This window comes from Achromobacter sp. ES-001 (genome assembly GCF_019448355.1).
Lineage (GTDB): Bacteria > Pseudomonadota > Gammaproteobacteria > Burkholderiales > Burkholderiaceae_B > Achromobacter > Achromobacter spanius_B.
In genome coordinates this window covers 2,072,448-2,086,499 of sequence record NZ_CP079940.1, presented here as the reverse complement: position 1 = coordinate 2,086,499, position 14,052 = coordinate 2,072,448, and the positions used below count along the sequence as shown (strand labels likewise).

Annotated in this window: 27 protein-coding genes; 24 read left to right on the top strand and 3 right to left on the bottom strand. The window is 59.6% G+C overall.

What is annotated here, in order from left to right:
• Nucleotides 1-519: a hypothetical protein gene (locus KYT87_RS09405; protein WP_219992077.1), complete on the bottom strand. Its 519-nt coding sequence runs from the start codon at nt 517-519 to the stop codon at nt 1-3.
• A gap of 63 nt (nt 520-582) precedes the next feature.
• Between KYT87_RS09405 and KYT87_RS09400 the strand changes: the two genes are divergently transcribed.
• The gene (locus tag KYT87_RS09400) at nt 583-741 is read left to right on the top strand and encodes a hypothetical protein (protein WP_219992076.1); all 159 of its coding nucleotides are present in this window, start codon (nt 583-585) and stop codon (nt 739-741) included.
• Nucleotides 738-902: a hypothetical protein gene (locus tag KYT87_RS09395; RefSeq protein ID WP_219992075.1), complete on the top strand. Its 165-nt coding sequence runs from the start codon at nt 738-740 to the stop codon at nt 900-902. Before KYT87_RS09400 ends, KYT87_RS09395 begins: the two co-directional genes overlap by 4 nt.
• 2 nt (nt 903-904) lie before the next feature.
• Here the strand turns inward: KYT87_RS09395 and KYT87_RS09390 are convergent, their stop codons facing one another.
• Nucleotides 905-1,120 carry a hypothetical protein gene (locus KYT87_RS09390; RefSeq protein ID WP_083447554.1) on the bottom strand — a complete coding sequence of 72 codons (216 nt, stop codon included), beginning with the start codon at nt 1,118-1,120 and terminating at the stop codon, nt 905-907.
• A gap of 69 nt (nt 1,121-1,189) precedes the next feature.
• Here KYT87_RS09390 and KYT87_RS09385 point away from each other — a divergent pair, with 69 nt between their 5' ends.
• Together KYT87_RS09385 and KYT87_RS09380 are read left to right on the top strand one after the other, a co-directional pair.
• Nucleotides 1,190-2,296: a S24 family peptidase gene (locus KYT87_RS09385; protein ID WP_219992074.1), complete on the top strand. Its 1,107-nt coding sequence runs from the start codon at nt 1,190-1,192 to the stop codon at nt 2,294-2,296.
• Nucleotides 2,297-2,379: 83 nt separating this feature from the next.
• Nucleotides 2,380-3,075 carry a DUF3800 domain-containing protein gene (locus tag KYT87_RS09380; protein ID WP_255594159.1) on the top strand — a complete coding sequence of 232 codons (696 nt, stop codon included), beginning with the start codon at nt 2,380-2,382 and terminating at the stop codon, nt 3,073-3,075.
• Between the two features lie 120 nt (nt 3,076-3,195).
• Here KYT87_RS09380 and KYT87_RS09375 read toward each other — a convergent pair whose 3' ends face one another.
• A complete protein-coding gene (locus tag KYT87_RS09375) occupies nt 3,196-3,543 on the bottom strand; it encodes a hypothetical protein (protein ID WP_219992072.1) in 348 nt (115 codons plus the stop codon).
• Nucleotides 3,544-4,092: 549 nt separating this feature from the next.
• Between KYT87_RS09375 and KYT87_RS09370 the strand changes: the two genes are divergently transcribed.
• From KYT87_RS09370 to KYT87_RS09275, 20 genes are all read left to right on the top strand, one after another.
• Complete coding sequence (locus KYT87_RS09370; RefSeq protein ID WP_219992071.1) at nt 4,093-4,332, top strand: hypothetical protein; 240 nt, start codon at nt 4,093-4,095, stop codon at nt 4,330-4,332.
• Nucleotides 4,333-5,123: 791 nt separating this feature from the next.
• On the top strand, nt 5,124-5,339 hold the full coding sequence (locus KYT87_RS09365; protein ID WP_219992070.1) for a hypothetical protein: 216 nt from the start codon (nt 5,124-5,126) through the stop codon (nt 5,337-5,339).
• A gap of 2 nt (nt 5,340-5,341) precedes the next feature.
• The gene (locus KYT87_RS09360; RefSeq protein ID WP_219992069.1) at nt 5,342-5,698 is read left to right on the top strand and encodes a hypothetical protein; all 357 of its coding nucleotides are present in this window, start codon (nt 5,342-5,344) and stop codon (nt 5,696-5,698) included.
• A gap of 97 nt (nt 5,699-5,795) precedes the next feature.
• Entirely contained in the window at nt 5,796-6,170 is a 375-nt protein-coding gene (locus tag KYT87_RS09355; protein ID WP_219992068.1) for a hypothetical protein, read from the top strand.
• On the top strand, nt 6,167-6,349 hold the full coding sequence (locus KYT87_RS09350; RefSeq protein WP_219992067.1) for a hypothetical protein: 183 nt from the start codon (nt 6,167-6,169) through the stop codon (nt 6,347-6,349). Before KYT87_RS09355 ends, KYT87_RS09350 begins: the two co-directional genes overlap by 4 nt.
• 2 nt (nt 6,350-6,351) lie before the next feature.
• Nucleotides 6,352-6,555: a hypothetical protein gene (locus KYT87_RS09345; RefSeq protein WP_219992066.1), complete on the top strand. Its 204-nt coding sequence runs from the start codon at nt 6,352-6,354 to the stop codon at nt 6,553-6,555.
• Nucleotides 6,556-6,669: 114 nt separating this feature from the next.
• Nucleotides 6,670-7,320 (top strand): ATP-binding protein, encoded by a 651-nt coding sequence (locus KYT87_RS09340; protein WP_219992065.1) that lies wholly within the window; start codon nt 6,670-6,672, stop codon nt 7,318-7,320.
• An 8-nt stretch (nt 7,321-7,328) separates the two neighbouring features.
• The gene (locus tag KYT87_RS09335) at nt 7,329-7,925 is read left to right on the top strand and encodes a hypothetical protein (protein ID WP_219992064.1); all 597 of its coding nucleotides are present in this window, start codon (nt 7,329-7,331) and stop codon (nt 7,923-7,925) included.
• Nucleotides 7,925-8,419 carry a siphovirus Gp157 family protein gene (locus KYT87_RS09330; protein WP_219992063.1) on the top strand — a complete coding sequence of 165 codons (495 nt, stop codon included), beginning with the start codon at nt 7,925-7,927 and terminating at the stop codon, nt 8,417-8,419. Before KYT87_RS09335 ends, KYT87_RS09330 begins: the two co-directional genes overlap by 1 nt.
• Before the next feature lie 68 nt (nt 8,420-8,487).
• Nucleotides 8,488-8,646, top strand: a complete 159-nt coding sequence (locus KYT87_RS09325) for a hypothetical protein (RefSeq protein WP_219992062.1) — start codon at nt 8,488-8,490, stop codon at nt 8,644-8,646.
• 4 nt (nt 8,647-8,650) lie between these two features.
• Nucleotides 8,651-9,619, top strand: a complete 969-nt coding sequence (locus tag KYT87_RS09320; protein ID WP_219992061.1) for a hypothetical protein — start codon at nt 8,651-8,653, stop codon at nt 9,617-9,619.
• Nucleotides 9,616-9,900 carry a hypothetical protein gene (locus KYT87_RS09315; RefSeq protein WP_050446304.1) on the top strand — a complete coding sequence of 95 codons (285 nt, stop codon included), beginning with the start codon at nt 9,616-9,618 and terminating at the stop codon, nt 9,898-9,900. Before KYT87_RS09320 ends, KYT87_RS09315 begins: the two co-directional genes overlap by 4 nt.
• Entirely contained in the window at nt 9,900-10,559 is a 660-nt protein-coding gene (locus KYT87_RS09310) for a site-specific DNA-methyltransferase (RefSeq protein ID WP_219992060.1), read from the top strand. Before KYT87_RS09315 ends, KYT87_RS09310 begins: the two co-directional genes overlap by 1 nt.
• The gene (locus KYT87_RS09305; RefSeq protein WP_219992059.1) at nt 10,556-11,683 is read left to right on the top strand and encodes a hypothetical protein; all 1,128 of its coding nucleotides are present in this window, start codon (nt 10,556-10,558) and stop codon (nt 11,681-11,683) included. Before KYT87_RS09310 ends, KYT87_RS09305 begins: the two co-directional genes overlap by 4 nt.
• Nucleotides 11,676-12,350, top strand: a complete 675-nt coding sequence (locus tag KYT87_RS09300) for a hypothetical protein (protein WP_219992058.1) — start codon at nt 11,676-11,678, stop codon at nt 12,348-12,350. Before KYT87_RS09305 ends, KYT87_RS09300 begins: the two co-directional genes overlap by 8 nt.
• Complete coding sequence (locus KYT87_RS09295) at nt 12,347-12,550, top strand: hypothetical protein (protein ID WP_219992057.1); 204 nt, start codon at nt 12,347-12,349, stop codon at nt 12,548-12,550. Before KYT87_RS09300 ends, KYT87_RS09295 begins: the two co-directional genes overlap by 4 nt.
• A complete protein-coding gene (locus tag KYT87_RS09290; protein WP_219992056.1) occupies nt 12,547-12,726 on the top strand; it encodes a hypothetical protein in 180 nt (59 codons plus the stop codon). Before KYT87_RS09295 ends, KYT87_RS09290 begins: the two co-directional genes overlap by 4 nt.
• The gene (locus KYT87_RS09285) at nt 12,713-13,030 is read left to right on the top strand and encodes a hypothetical protein (protein WP_219992055.1); all 318 of its coding nucleotides are present in this window, start codon (nt 12,713-12,715) and stop codon (nt 13,028-13,030) included. Before KYT87_RS09290 ends, KYT87_RS09285 begins: the two co-directional genes overlap by 14 nt.
• Before the next feature lie 84 nt (nt 13,031-13,114).
• Nucleotides 13,115-13,444, top strand: a complete 330-nt coding sequence (locus tag KYT87_RS09280; protein WP_219992054.1) for a hypothetical protein — start codon at nt 13,115-13,117, stop codon at nt 13,442-13,444.
• Nucleotides 13,445-13,624: 180 nt separating this feature from the next.
• Nucleotides 13,625-13,864 (top strand): pyocin activator PrtN family protein, encoded by a 240-nt coding sequence (locus KYT87_RS09275; RefSeq protein ID WP_046803617.1) that lies wholly within the window; start codon nt 13,625-13,627, stop codon nt 13,862-13,864.
• Nucleotides 13,865-14,052: the final 188 nt, after the last annotated feature.

The window sequence follows — 14,052 nt, the reverse complement described above, 5'->3', positions numbered from 1 at the left end:
TCAACGTCCACCCTTGGTCACGGCGCGGAGTACGTTGCGCTCCATTCGGTGCAAGATCACACGGCCTGCGCGGAACAGCGGTACGAGCATGTCGGCATCGTTCTGGCACAAAACTCCATCAGCTATCGCATCTCGGAGCTCCGCGGCGATCTTGCCGACCTTCGCCATGACTTCCATGAGTTTTTCTTGGAGCGCCGCCAACTCGTCCGGGTGACCGCTGGCCGGCGGCGGTGGAACGAAGTCAACAAACAGCCCTTCCTGCGCGCAAAGCGACAGCAACCAATCGCGAGACTTGTCAGACGTGGTGACGTCTCTTTCCAGCCACTCGGTCAGCAGGACCGCAACGTCAACGTCCAGTTGCTCGTCGCCCTTCAGCTTACGGCGCAGAGACTCCGGATGAATGGACGTGTCACGTCGCTCAGTGAGGAAGGTCGCAGCCGCTGAAACGCCACCATCAGCCTTGCGCACTGTGTTGTAGAGCGTGTCGCGCCACTGGGTGTTTGTGTAGTGAGCGGTCATAGGGCTGATTCCTTCAAAATTTCAACGTTTCGGTTTTTCTGCGCCGTCGATAAAGTTCGGCACATGGACAACAACAACGAATCCAAACCAGTGACCCGAGCGCACCTCTTCGCGCGCATCGATGCCACCCGACTAAGTCAGGCGCCCATACAGCGCCCCGACAAGGAGTCGGTAGCAGAACCTGTAGAGGAAGGCGCCTTAAAGGGCGAAGAAGACAAATGAGCGAAACTGAAAAACTGTTGAACAATGCGCAGGACTTGGCCCGCCGAGCGTTTGAAGCACCCAGCGAGAAGGCCGTCATGGATTTGTTTCAGGAGCTGTGCGCCGAGCGTGACCGCATGGCGTGGGCGACCGACGGCCGCGAATCGGCGACGGTGCATTGATGTCATGCCGCCCTCGCCTCTTCGGAGGGCGCACGCTTTGCAGCCCAGGTTCGAAAGACTTTCGGCTTTGCAAGGCGCAAAACTTCCTTCCAGGCCTTCGGAATGCCGTTGGTCCGCCATTGAGAGACAGCCCCGGTTGTTAGCCCACACAGGGCCGCTACCTTGCTGGTTCCGCCGTAGGCGTCGATGAGATCGGAATCGTTAATGTGGTCGCTCATAGCCCAATCTTAGTTGGCTAAGACTTTAAAAGCAAGCCATCTAAGAACATTTTTGTTTAGCATCCTAAGATGACCTTTCAGGAAAGAATTAAGCAGGCCTTCGAGGAAGAAGCGGCCCGTCGTGCGGACGCGGGCGAGCCACGCCTAACGAAAACAGACATTTGGAAGGCTGCGGACGCTTCATCCGGGGCTGCAACCCATTGGTTTAATGGGTCAAATGGCATGGATATGGCGACCTGCATGAAGGTCGCCCCACTATTGCGCGTCAATCCGCAGTGGCTGTACGACGGAGTGGGACCAAAGCGCAAGGGCCCAGACGGGGCACCCCAAGTTGCAGCTAGCCCGCCGCCCGCGCCGTGGCCCTTCCCCGACATTTCCGAACAGGACGTGCGCGCGCTTCCGGCGGCTCAATTGAACGCGCTGCAAGGAGCTCTCGCGCTGGCCATTGCCCAGCTAAAGCTTGGTGTCAATGTTGCACCCACGGCCGCCCCATTGCGAAACCCGACTGGCGCGGCTCTGCGCTTGCACAAACCCGGCGGCCTGGTCGACATGGACCACGCCGACGACGCCTTCCCCATGAGGATCCCCGGGTTGCCAGCTCCATGGGAAGGCGGACGCACGACGCATCAAGCAGAGCGCGAGCCCAAGCTTCGGATCAGCACCCAGGAAGGCGTGGTGGCTAATGTAGGACCAGGCGAACCGCACGCCGCAAACGACAAGTTCGAGAAGGTTCCGGAACTATCGGATGTTCGCTTGGCGGCGGGCGATGGAATCGAGAACGACGACGAGACTCAAACCGGCGTGATCCAGTTCCGTAGATCGTTCCTACGGTCGGTGGGCGCCGACGCCGGAAAGGCCCGCGTGGTGTATGCAAAAGGCGACAGTATGGAACCGGTCATCAAGGACGGCGCCGCCCTGCTCGTTGTCCCAAACGAAGACCTGACGCTGCGCGACTTGGCCGGCGGCGGCGTCTATGCCATCAACTATGACGGCAAGATGATCGTGAAGACCGTGGCCAAGGACAAACTTACTGGCCGCTGGGTCGCTCGTTCGTTCAACCCAGCATACCCCGATATCCCTCTCGAGAATGGACACCCGGCCCGTGTTCTGGGCCAGGTTGTGTGGGTTGGCGCCCGACTACGGGATGACGAGGCTGGGCAGTGGGTGCGAGGCTAAAGCCGAAGAGGTCAGCGATTCGGTGAACGAGAGGCAAATGGAACATAAACGTCGCGCGGAGAACACGTTTGTACATTTTCTACATGGATGACTCGGGCGAGAACGGCCTCCATATATTTAGCGCGTTGGGGGTGGAAGATAAGAACTGGCGAGAGGTCTCCAATGCGATCCGGAACTATCGCAGGGCTCTTCGACGCCATACCGGGATCTTCATGAACAAGGAACTGCACGCCACGAAATTCATGTCGGGCCGTGGCAGACCGTCCGATCGTCATCTAGATGCTCATCTTCGCCGACGCGTGTTTCAGTACACCCTTAAATGCTTAGCAAAGCTTGGTCCAGAAAAACTTATTCTCTTCAATGTTGCTGTGAGAAATCAGCAGTGGGCCTACGAAAGAATGTTGAACCGTATCAACCGGACGATGGAAGCCCGGGATAGCTACGCCATCATCATTAGCGATGAAGGTAAAGAGGCGGAGTACACAAAGCTCGTTCGCAAGATGGGCGCCTACAATCCAATCCCGAGCAAATTCGGGACTTGGGATGGTGGAGCTACCGGGGGGAAGAACATCCCCATAAGCCGAGTCCTTGAGGATCCAGTGTTTCGAAATTCTGAATCGTCGTACCTCATCCAGGCTGTCGACTTTTGTGCATATGCCCTGCTGCGAAAAGAAAAACCCCTGGAGAGAATTCCAGAGGTTTCTGAGGACTTTGCACTGTTGGAGCCGATTTGCTTCAAGTCTGCGAATCGAAACGATCCGTACGGCATAGTGCGCTAGAGAGCGCACAAAAGAAAAGGCAGAACCTACCCCGGCCTTCACCGGATCAGTCCCGCAAGTAAAGTTTAGCTCGACAGGTCTCTTGAGCCAAGCTGTTTCTAATCCGCCTCCTGGTGGCTTTTATTGGAGTGGCTTCCAGCGAGGATCGGTACCGCCCTTCCGGCACGCGTCATAGACCGCCTGATAGACAGCCATGGGCTGGCCGATCTCACTTGCCGCGCCGAAGTACACGTTGTTCACGATGCCCTTGAGTTCGGTGTCGGAAAACCTGAAGGACTTGTCCGCCTTCATCTGAGCAAGTGCCCGGTCCGGGTATAGCCTTGCATTCCTAGAACCGGCCACGATCTGGTGCGCCGCCGCCATGTCGATGCACTGCTTGTCCTGAGCCGCCGCCTCGCCGGCCGCCACGCCAACCAGTGGCCCAGCACATCCCAAACCCACAGCAATACTCGCAAGTGCGCGCTTCATAGAAAGCTCCTGTTGACGCGCCATCGTACCAACACGCCGTCGTCACGCTGCCAAAACTTAGCTGGCTAAGTTTTACTTGACACCATAAATCTTAGTCGTCTAAGATTCATTCATGCGCTGCAAAAACGGCGCCGCAACAAGCCCTCGGCCTCGTATCCCAGCGAGAGGACGTTACCGCCACAAAGTCGGGTGGGCATTGGAAGCAGGACAAGTAGGACCGCAGCACCGCTCTTTAACAACCAGCAAAGCGATAGAACAGGCCGATGACCGCAAGGTGGCTAGGCCCAGGGCGCAATCCTCTTCCCCTGATCAAAGACGACGATGCAAGCACTCAAAAGGTGCCGCTGCATGAGGCTATCTATCCCTTGGCTGGCAGTTGGACTGCTGGCCCTGCGGTGGATTGAAGAAGCAGCGCGTGGCTTGGAGCCGATGACCAGTTGTCCGGAATTTCCGGATAGCTGCGAGGGAACAGCCAGGTAGCGCGCTGCTCCGGAATTCATCCGCCAGCCCGTTCCTAGAGCGGGCTTACGAATGAACAAGGAGAGAGATATGCACGACTGGCAGCCAATAGAAACGGCGCCCCGAGACGGAACCGAAGTCCTGCTGACCTGGATGGAGGCAGACGGCCAGCCGCAGGACATTGCACGTTTGGCGTGGGACACCAAGAAAGAGAACGGCTTGTTCCCCGGCATCGTTGGCATGTGGTCCGCCAAAGACGGCAATTACACGTGGTGCGATGCCCACGGCTACGGCCCGACGCATTGGGCACCGGTCCCGAAGTTGCACTGATAGCGCAGCCACATGAGTCCTGAAAGAAGCGGCGGCGTGGAAGGACACGCTATACGTGAGCGACCCACGTAGGACCGTGCGGACCTGAAATCCGCAAGCAATCCTCGCCAGCGTGGGAAGCCGGTATCAAGCCCGGCCCGCTTCTTTCAGGATTCATACCGATTAACAAGGAGAACGAGATGTTCGCGCTTGGACTATTTCTGACGGGGTTGGCGGTCGGATACAACGGGTTTCGGTCGCCCATGTTCTACATCGGCTTGGTTGGGATTGCGCTAGTCAGCTACGCCCACGCCGTCTGAAGTTTCTCCCCCCTGGTGCTGCATAGCAGCCGTAGCCGCACGAAACGCGGCGCTATCAAGAGAACCCGTTGCACCCGCAAGGGACGGCTAGAAGTGCGCGCACCGGGCGAGGCAGTCTTACTCCGCTGTAGCGGGTTCTCTTGATGGCAGCAGTACCGTGCTAGCCGGGCCGGGCCAAACCCGGCTGCCATCAGCAATCGTCCGGTGTAGTTGCCGGAGCTGGAACCGTAACCAGCACTTCCCCCAGACGTCACTGCGGTAGCGCCTTAGCCGCGCTGCACAACTCAACTTTCAACACGCGAAAACGGGTACGACAAACCGGTGCTATATCCGGGGCGCAGTGACGTCTGGAAGAAGTGAATCTACGACTTACCGCAGTCTTCCCCCACCCTTCAAGCCCTCCACACCATACCGCCGCGTGCGCACAAAGCGTGGTGTGTGGTTGGCCGTGAGGATCTGGCCGGAAGACTGCACCCCTACATAGGAACCACCATGAAGAGCAAAGCGCTGTACCTGCTTGGCGCGTTGGTTATGCCGGTCTTTCTCCCGCTTTGGCTGCTGTGGTGCTTCCTGGCTGACTTGGGTTCGTCTCTGAAGATAGCCATGCGGAACACCTACTACAGCACCCGCCATCAGGCCAAGCAGGACTGGCGGACGCTGGTCTCTTACTACGCCGACGGGTTCCCGAAGGCTGCGGACAAGGAATAGCCATGCTAACCGTCTCATATGACCGATACGGCATCCATGTGGGTGTCGAACCGAAGGCGCAGTACGAAAGCCGCCCGTCGTCGCCTGGGCACCAACAGCAGGTTCAGCGCGTGGAAGATGCGCCCATAAGTCAGGACGAAGTGGTCTTGGCAGTCGTCTTGGCAACAGTGCGCGGCGGCGATGCATACGGATATGCGGGCTTCGAGTATGGCGAAGAAATCATAGACAAACTGGCCTGGAATTCCAGCGGGCAAGAAGACTTGCTGCTGGCCCTTATGGCGCCCAAATCAGACCGTGGCGCGGCATTCATCCAGCGCGCCAAGGACTTGATTGAGGCGACCGCTAAGGCTTCGCGATGACCCTCCCCACCCTATCCCACCTAATCGGCCTGGTCGCCGCCCTGTACCTGGTTGCGCTCATCGGTGATGAGGTGGCGGCCATTCTGAGGAAATCAGCATGACGACGAATCACAAGCCAACTCTTGCGACTTGCCCGGTGTGTGGCCGAGCGCCTGACCGCTTCGTCGTCGGGCAGCAGCGCATTGATGTCATCGCATGCCCGAACGGATGCAAATCCCATGTATTCGCTTGTGTCGTTCACATCACATCGGAACAGGTCAAGGACTACGGGTGGAGTGACCTGAGCGACGTGTGGAACACGATCCGATTAGAGACTGGAGACGATGGCTTGCCGCGTATCTGTTTCGACCGCTACCCGCCCGGGCAAGAACCCATTGCACCTGAAGGCCCCTACCTGCCTTGGTCTCCGGCCAAGTCTGTCGAATGGAAGCGGCACAACGCCGCCATCACCGAAGCCCGAGGTTCCCAATGATCCGCCTCCTGCGCAAGCTACTCCAAACCGATGCCTACGAGAAAGTAGGCATTTTTTCTGCCTGCCTGCTGTTCGTCGGTGTCGCTGTACTGGCCTACGGGAAGATTCAGCAATCCGATCAAGCCTCTAACGAGCAATGGGCGCACGACGGCGCGACGAAGTACGCCGCTAAGGAATAGATATGAGCCGCATCCCCCATGGCGGGCCGGGAGACATCCCTCCCGTTGATGAGCGCGTCCCTGCCGACGCTTTCGAGAACGTCATCCGGAAGTTTGGCGTGGTCGCTGCTTGCGAGTGGTTCGGCCACGCCTCGGACAGCGAATTCACTGCCAGCACCGTCCGCGAATTGCGTATTCGGTCTGGCGTTCCGGAGTCGGAAGCATGAAAGCCGAAGACTTTTACGCCCCGGGCATCCCCGATCAATACCTACGCGCCCAGCGCGGACGAGCAATAGCAGTAATCAAACAGCCCGAATCGCCCGAATCACAGGAGTTCAACCATGTCCATCGCCGTAATGATCATCGGCCCGTCTGGGAGCGGAAAATCTTCCAGCCTTCGGAATCTGGAACCGGATCAGGTAACGCTGATTCAGCCGATCAAGAAGCCCCTTCCCTTCAAATCCCCTGGCTGGCGTGTTCGCACGGCTGAGGACAAGAAGGGAGCGATATTCCGCAGCGACGTCGCGGCCGACATTGAAACCGCCATGCGCAGCACCCCGCGCAAGATCGTCGTGATTGATGACTATCAGGCAGTTCTCACTAACGAGTTGATGCGCCGTAGCACGGAGAGCGGCTTCCAGAAATTCTCAGATATCGGACGCGGCGCCTGGAACATCTTCCAGGCAGCTGGTGACGCCGCCGACGACAAGCGTATCTACATCATGGGCCACACCCAAACCGACGAATTCGGCAACGTCCGGATGAAGACGGTCGGCAAGATGGTTGATGAAAAGATCGTCCCTGAGGGCTATTTCACCATCGTCCTGCGCGCGGAATTGATCAACGGCCAACACGTCTTCGCCACGCAAACGAACGGCCAAGACTGCTGCAAATCCCCCCCTGGCATGTTTGACGGCATGCACATACCCAATGACCTCGCAGCCGTCGATGCTGCTATCTGCGAGTTCTACGGACTTACCCAACCTGCCTGAGAAACGACATGCGAAATTACGAATTCAACGAAGAATCCGCCCGCCAAGCTGGCGCCAGCAATTTCATCGACGCCACTGGCAAGTACAAAGGTGTCTTCACCCTGGCTAAGCAGGTGATCAGCAAGAAGGGGACGGAAGGCATTGAATTCAGCTTTGAAGCTGAAGATGGCCGCGCTGCAAACTATCTGCAATTGTGGACGTTCGACAAGGACGGCAAGCCGCTGTACGGCAAGAAGGTTCTGGATGCGCTGATGTGCTGCGCTCGCGTAAAGGGTTTGACCGCCAAGGAAGCAACTATCCAGGGCCGCCAGGGATCGGAGCAAGTAATCTCCTTCCCGGGGTTGCAAGGCAAGAAGATCGGCCTATTGCTCCAGCGTGAGGAATACGTCAAGAACGACAACAGCATCGGCTACAAGTTCAACATCTACGCCCCGTTCCACGCGGACACGGAACTCATGGCGGTTGAGCTTCTGGACGGGAAGACCGCTCCGGAAATGCTGCCTAAGGTGCTGGAAGGCCTCGCGGACAAGCCGGTGCAGACGCGCACGACCACCACGCAGACGACCGCCCGCAGCGAGAACCCTGCTGACGATTGGGGTGAGTAATGGCCACACTCTACGAAATCGCCCCGCAGCACCGTGCCCTGGCTGACCGGCTGCGCGAAATGGGCCTGGACGAAGATGCAGTAGCTGACACTCTGGAAGCAGAGAGCGATCTCCCCGGGAAGGTGGAAATCTACTGCATCGTCCTGCGCGAAAAAGAGGCTGAGATTGAGGCCTACAAGCGCGAGAAGGAACGCTTTGAAGACCTGATCAAGTCAGCAGACAGCGCCGTCAAACGCATGAAGTCAATGCTGCTGGACGGTTTGCAGGCTGCTGGCGAGAAGCGCGTCCAGGCTGGCACCTTCACGGTGTCCGTTCTGGGCGCGAAGGGCTCAGTCGTAATCAAGCACCCTGAATTGCTGCCGCGCGAATACCTGACCAGCCCTCTGCCGCCAGAACCCCAGCCGGACAAGAACCTTATCTACAAGGCGATCACCGAGGGCCACAAGGTCCCCGGGTGTGAAGTCGTCCCCGGCGTTCGTCTGGGCATCAAGTAACTCCCCCCCCCGCAGCCCCGTACCCCGCCGTCTGTCCGGGGCTGCCCTTCTATTGCCTGGAGATCCACGTGGAATCCAAAGACTCCCCTCAGTACGACGAAGACCCGGTAGTCAATTTGGTGATGTCCGTGGGTCTGCCGGGCTTCGTTTTCGGGTTCAGCGTCGTGATCTTCACCATCCTATTCATCTGCCGCCGCGCGGTGGAATTCTTCTTCCCCGGAGCCTGAGAGCATGAACACAGAATGGAAGCCTATCGCCAGCGCGCCGAAGGATGGCAGTTCCATCCTTGGCTGGGGGCCGCAACAAGATCGCGTTGTCATCGCGTGGAACGAATGGGCGCGACCCGAGCCGGGCTGGGAAGCCGTCGGCCTTGAGGTCAATGGATTTGAATGCCCGAAGATCGTGCTGCGCGGTGAACCGACGCTCTGGCAGTCGCTACCGGTCGAACCGTGCATGACCTGCGGCGGCCACGGAATGATCGGTGGCTTGACCCAACATTCCGGATACGACGCCGAGCCGTGCCCGGATTGTTCTCCCCCCGCCCCTACCTCGCACCCTATACCCACCGGAGCGACGGGGGATCGTGACTGGGAACTGCCGTGCGACGAGTGCAACGCCTCCGGCCATGTGTTCGTCAAGCACCAGGTCGCCGAGCGCAAGACCGACGTGCAGGAGTTCAAGGAGGAATGCGAGGCCTGCGAGGGTCGCGGCTTCAACATCGCCTTCGAGGACATTCCGGGCATCGCGGAGTACGTGAAGTCGTGCCGGGCCGCCCCTTCAGGCCCCGTGGATACGCAGGACGACGATTCCGACATCCCCGAATTGCGTAGCGAGGCAGAGATCGCCTTTGAGGAATGGTTGACTCGTGAGATGCCGGGAGGAACCATCATTTCAAACCCGGCATGGTGGGCGCCGCGAATTTTGCTCGTGGCTAAGTGGATTCTCCGCGCCAAGGGCGATCTGGCATCTGCTCCCGCTGCTGGCGATGCGCTGGATGCCAAGCGGTATCGCTGGCTGCGTGACCCAAAAGCCGACCCTGCCCTAGTGCTGGATAAGCGCACGGGCTTCGTGCCAGAAGATGAAAGCGTCCCTGGTGTTGGCGGATATCACACCTATGAATATCGCGCTGGCGAAGAACTTGATGCCGCCATCGACGCCGCCATCGCAGCCCAGGTCCCGCACAAAGGAGGTGCAGCATGAGGTTCTACGCGCGGGTTTGGCCGCAATCTGGCCCGGAGCGCCGCCGCACTTTGGCCCCGGAATTTGTCCAACGCTCGTCTGTCGATGATATCGACGAGGAGGAAGCCGAGGCATGCGCCGAAGACTACTTCCGCAACCACGACGGCTTTGAGGCCAATTGGCCGCTGACGTTCGCCATATTCGACGGCTTTACCGGCCCCGAGATTGGGCGCTGGGAAGTAGCCCTTGAATACGAGCCGACGTTTACCGCCGCCATTGCCCAGCAGAAGGGAGAGGCGTGATGCGAATAGAGCACATTGGCAGAGCAACGCTTTATCTGGGCGACTGCACCGACCATCTGCCAGCACTGCAAGCCGCTGCGGGCGTTCTGACAGACCCCCCATTCGGCATCAGCTACCGAAGCGGCTTTGCGACCGACGCCCTATGGAGTGAAGAGGGCATCAAGGGCGACAACTCCCCGGCGATGCGGGACTACGTGCTGGCCAGACTGCATGGCAAACCCATGCTCGTTTTTGGCAGCTGGAAAGCGCCGCGCCCGCATGGAACTCGCGCCGTCCTGATATGGGACAAGGGACCGGCCCTAGGCATGGGTGCCTTGGATATTCCATGGAAGCCCAGCACCGAAGAAATCTATGTGATCGGGAAAGGGTTCGTGGGGTCCAGGGACGAGGGGGCTGTGCTGATGTGCCCGCCCGTCCAAAGCATGGCCAAGAACGGTCGTAGCCATCCAAACGAAAAGCCGGTCGCTCTCCTGCAGCGGCTACTCCGAAAGCTGCCCGACGGGCTCATTGCTGACCCATTTATGGGGAGCGGGAGCACGGGCGTGGCTTGTGTCACGGCCGGCCGACCCTTCATCGGGTGCGAACTGGACGAGCGGTACTTCGACATTGCCTGCCGTCGCATTGAAGACGCCCAGCGCCAGGGGAGGCTTGTCGCATGACCACCCACCACCAAGGAAAGGAAATGACTGAGAACAACGCCGCCCAGGCGGCAGAGCAAGACCCGCTGAGCGACGAGTACGTCAACGCGGTGATACGCCAGCACGGCTACGACAGCCCGGAAACAGTCATAGCCCGGCTGTGGCAGTGGATCGGCCTGAACGGCGGCGAGAACAGCGTGACCCTGCTCATGTACGAAGCGCACAAGGCGCTGTCCAAGCTGCGCGCGGAGGGCGTGCAGGCGGGCGATGAGGAACCGCCGCCGATTATCCCGGACGATGAGGAAATCGCGGGAGCCTGCATCAACGCCAGCGATATCGACGGCATCGCATACGACGGTCCGTCGTTTGAACGCGGCTATCGTGCCGCCCTGGCAAGCGCCCCTGTAGCCGATACGCTGCCTCTGGAAAAGGCGCTGTACGAACTGGTGGACAAGATCGCCCCGGGACTGGATACCGGCAATCTTGTGCAGGATGCGCGGCAAGCCTCCACACTGTTGGGCGTCATCATGGCGAGCGCCCCTGTAGCCGGGGAGGCGCAGCCGGTGGCATATCGGGCGTGGTTTGACCAGGACAACGGCGCTCGATGGCTGTTCACGCTCTGGCCTGAAGAAGAACGCCTCGACGTGCAATGGCAACCGCTCTATGCCGCTCCCCAGGCCAGCGAGGCGGTGCGTCTGGATGCTCCGGCCCAGGTTGGCGGCGTGCGGTTCGGCAAGGGCATTCACTGGTCCACAGTGATCTCGGCCGCCCAGCGCCACCACGCTTTCATGAACACGCCTGAGAAGGAAGCGGAACGCATCGCGCGGGCGAAAGAGTTTGTCGAATCGATCCAGGCTGACAAGGACGGCGCCCAATCGCCCGCCAATCGACCGGAAAGCCGCGCCAGCATTGAATCTAAGGGTGGCGCCCTGGACGGCGGGGAGCAGCTATCCGGAATTTCCGGAGAGCTGGATTGCGCGAAGGGTGCGGGGGATGTGCAGCAGAAGTACTGGCTGTGCTGCGGATCGAAAGATCCCAACCATCCGAATCGACGCGCGCCCGACTGTTTCAACGCCGACAGGGCTAAGTGGGGAACCGCTGGCCAGCATTCGGCCGCGCAGAAGCAAGGGGATAGCGATGCGTGAACGTCCTATTCTGTTCAGCGCGCCGATGGTGCGCGCGCTGCTGGCTGGCACGAAGACGCAGACGCGGCGCGTGGTCAAGGGAATCGACCCCGCCAACCTGGATTCCACGATGACCAAGGCGCAATGGCGACAGGTCAACCGCGACAGACCCGTATCCTTTGGCCCGACATACTTCTGCCCCTACGGCCAGCCCGGCGACCGCCTGTGGGTGCGCGAAACTTGGGCGCAAAACTGGGATCAGCTCAGTGACACCAGAATGGATCGCAGCTACGTGTATCGGGCCGACGGCGAAGCTCGTGCGCTGGACAACGGGGTTGAATTGCCATGGCGCCCCAGCATCCACATGCCGCGCTCCGCGTGCCGGCTGGTGCTGGAGATCACCGGCGTGCGCGTGGAGCGGCTGCATAAGATTAGCGAGGCCGATGCAGTTGCCGAGGGCATTCCCGAGGAATCCGAACCCTGCGAGCAATGCGGCGACTGCGGCTGGCTATTCATAGGTGGTGACCCTCAGCAATGCAATGCGCCGGGCTGCGGCGATGGTGCCATTGATGGATATCGCGCGCTTTGGGAGCAGATCAACGGCGCCGGTTCCTGGAAGGCAAACCCCTGGGTCTGGGTCGTGGAGTTCCGCGTCCTGGCCACCACCGACAACAAGGAGCAGCCATGACCCAAGACGAAATCGAATCCATAGCGCAGCGGCCTACGTACTGCAAGGCAGATGGCGAAGCGGTCACCCTGTCGCGAGCCGAGCGGGATGCGCTGGTGGGAATCTGCCGCGTTGTCGTGGAGAAGTTCTCTAGCGGCAATTCTGTCCCCGTCGAACGCATATCGATTCGAGCCGATGAACTCGACAAGGAATCCCCATGACCATGCTCCCCGACATCGACCCTGAAAGCGACGACTGGTCCAAGCGTGACCCCGCCATCGCATTCCACCTGATCGACCGATACGCTGATAACTGGTCGCATGCGGGCGTACTGATGGAGCGCTGGGCCAGGGCTTGGGTGAAGGCTAATCCGGAGAAGGAAGATGACAGATCGTGAATTGCTGGAACTGGCGGCGAAGGCTGCGGGCCACACCACGCGCTCAGACCGCCTAGACGTCTGGATCGTAGAAGACGACGGCAGTCCGGTGGAGCGCTGGAACCCGCTTCAGGATGACGGGCAGGTGCTGCGGCTGGCGGTGAGTCTCGGGATTGACATGTATTTTTGGGTCAGCGGCGTAGAAGCCCAGCATAGCGATATCCCTCAACAGCCCATTCAACATTACAAAGGCGACCGCGCCGCCGCCACGCGTCGAGCCGTCACCCTGGTAGCAGCAGAAATTGGAAAGACCCGCAGTGACTGACGTTATTGAGCAGATGCTCAGAACCACCCGCAAGAATTGGATGAAACAGCCCGCCTAGCGCGGGCTTCGTTTTGGAGAAACCAGATGGGATTTCGAACCGTTGTGATGCTCTACAACGATCAAGCCGGGAATTGGGAGAACGACCCGAACCTGGGCAAGAACATAGCGCGATCGATGAACTTCGCCATGGGCTTTGGCGAGAAGGACCGACAGACGGATCTAGGTTATGGGCACGTCGTGCTGTGTGAGCATGCCGACGCCCAGACCATCGGCGTGTTCGACAGCTACCGCTTTGTGCCGATTGCGGCTGGCGCGTGGCGTCGAGACGAGCCGACCAGTGCGATGTCGGTCCGGATGGTCAAGGAAGCGGCTGACCGCCTAGGTTACCGCCTGGTTAAGAAGCGCTCGGCTTAATGCTGGGCTTCGTTTTGGAGGCGATATGAAGATCCGGAAACGTCGGCTTCGGCCAAAGCGCATGGGTACATTTTCGAACGCTTTGCACCCGGCAACCAAGATGCGAATGATCTTCGCGCCGCTCAAAGGACGGCCGGGACTCTACGGCCTCAACCTCTGGCGATCTAAATAGGAGCTGATATGAACAGCGAATTCCTGCTGCTCGCAAAGTACCAGAAGCCCCGGCTTAGTCTGGCCGAGTTGGCCGACTTCATGGGGGTCAGCCTTCACCGGGCGCAGAACATGAAGTCTGCCGGTGAACTGCCGGTCCCTGTCTATAAAGAAGGTCGAAACGTCTACGCCGACCTGCGGGACGTGGCCGCATACCTTGACGCTATGCGCGAGTCCGCCAAGCTCGAATACGAGGCAACCCGTGTTTAGCAGTGCTACGGCAGTGCTACGCGGTTTGCTACGGCCCAGGCTTTATGCGGCTCTCCGACCGATGAACTTACCATCAATCATCGGGGCGACGCACAGCCGCCAGTCGGGGGAGTCCAAGAATCACTCTACAAAACAAGGGGATGCGGTATTTTACGGGCTTCGCGGCATTATGTCCGGGACGCCCTGCC

Excerpts from the sequence above, each read along its gene's own strand:
- KYT87_RS09345 (WP_219992066.1), top strand. The coding sequence starts at position 6,352 with ATGAGCCGCATCCCCCATGGCGGGCCGGGAGACATCCCTCCCGTTGAT.
- KYT87_RS09315 (WP_050446304.1), top strand. The coding sequence starts at position 9,616 with ATGAGGTTCTACGCGCGGGTTTGGCCGCAATCTGGCCCGGAGCGCCGC.
- KYT87_RS09285 (WP_219992055.1), top strand. The coding sequence starts at position 12,713 with ATGACAGATCGTGAATTGCTGGAACTGGCGGCGAAGGCTGCGGGCCAC.
- KYT87_RS09275 (WP_046803617.1), top strand. The coding sequence starts at position 13,625 with ATGAACAGCGAATTCCTGCTGCTCGCAAAGTACCAGAAGCCCCGGCTT.
- KYT87_RS09395 (WP_219992075.1), top strand. The coding sequence starts at position 738 with ATGAGCGAAACTGAAAAACTGTTGAACAATGCGCAGGACTTGGCCCGC.
- KYT87_RS09390 (WP_083447554.1), bottom strand. The coding sequence starts at position 1,120 with ATGAGCGACCACATTAACGATTCCGATCTCATCGACGCCTACGGCGGA.
- KYT87_RS09365 (WP_219992070.1), top strand. The coding sequence starts at position 5,124 with ATGAAGAGCAAAGCGCTGTACCTGCTTGGCGCGTTGGTTATGCCGGTC.
- KYT87_RS09300 (WP_219992058.1), top strand. The coding sequence starts at position 11,676 with ATGCGTGAACGTCCTATTCTGTTCAGCGCGCCGATGGTGCGCGCGCTG.
- KYT87_RS09305 (WP_219992059.1), top strand. The coding sequence starts at position 10,556 with ATGACCACCCACCACCAAGGAAAGGAAATGACTGAGAACAACGCCGCC.
- KYT87_RS09385 (WP_219992074.1), top strand. The coding sequence starts at position 1,190 with ATGACCTTTCAGGAAAGAATTAAGCAGGCCTTCGAGGAAGAAGCGGCC.
- KYT87_RS09400 (WP_219992076.1), top strand. The coding sequence starts at position 583 with ATGGACAACAACAACGAATCCAAACCAGTGACCCGAGCGCACCTCTTC.
- KYT87_RS09370 (WP_219992071.1), top strand. The coding sequence starts at position 4,093 with ATGCACGACTGGCAGCCAATAGAAACGGCGCCCCGAGACGGAACCGAA.
- KYT87_RS09355 (WP_219992068.1), top strand. The coding sequence starts at position 5,796 with ATGACGACGAATCACAAGCCAACTCTTGCGACTTGCCCGGTGTGTGGC.
- KYT87_RS09350 (WP_219992067.1), top strand. The coding sequence starts at position 6,167 with ATGATCCGCCTCCTGCGCAAGCTACTCCAAACCGATGCCTACGAGAAA.
- KYT87_RS09360 (WP_219992069.1), top strand. The coding sequence starts at position 5,342 with ATGCTAACCGTCTCATATGACCGATACGGCATCCATGTGGGTGTCGAA.
- KYT87_RS09295 (WP_219992057.1), top strand. The coding sequence starts at position 12,347 with ATGACCCAAGACGAAATCGAATCCATAGCGCAGCGGCCTACGTACTGC.
- KYT87_RS09405 (WP_219992077.1), bottom strand. The coding sequence starts at position 519 with ATGACCGCTCACTACACAAACACCCAGTGGCGCGACACGCTCTACAAC.
- KYT87_RS09290 (WP_219992056.1), top strand. The coding sequence starts at position 12,547 with ATGACCATGCTCCCCGACATCGACCCTGAAAGCGACGACTGGTCCAAG.
- KYT87_RS09380 (WP_255594159.1), top strand. The coding sequence starts at position 2,380 with ATGGATGACTCGGGCGAGAACGGCCTCCATATATTTAGCGCGTTGGGG.
- KYT87_RS09330 (WP_219992063.1), top strand. The coding sequence starts at position 7,925 with ATGGCCACACTCTACGAAATCGCCCCGCAGCACCGTGCCCTGGCTGAC.
- KYT87_RS09375 (WP_219992072.1), bottom strand. The coding sequence starts at position 3,543 with ATGAAGCGCGCACTTGCGAGTATTGCTGTGGGTTTGGGATGTGCTGGG.
- KYT87_RS09320 (WP_219992061.1), top strand. The coding sequence starts at position 8,651 with ATGAACACAGAATGGAAGCCTATCGCCAGCGCGCCGAAGGATGGCAGT.
- KYT87_RS09280 (WP_219992054.1), top strand. The coding sequence starts at position 13,115 with ATGGGATTTCGAACCGTTGTGATGCTCTACAACGATCAAGCCGGGAAT.
- KYT87_RS09310 (WP_219992060.1), top strand. The coding sequence starts at position 9,900 with ATGCGAATAGAGCACATTGGCAGAGCAACGCTTTATCTGGGCGACTGC.
- KYT87_RS09335 (WP_219992064.1), top strand. The coding sequence starts at position 7,329 with ATGCGAAATTACGAATTCAACGAAGAATCCGCCCGCCAAGCTGGCGCC.
- KYT87_RS09340 (WP_219992065.1), top strand. The coding sequence starts at position 6,670 with ATGTCCATCGCCGTAATGATCATCGGCCCGTCTGGGAGCGGAAAATCT.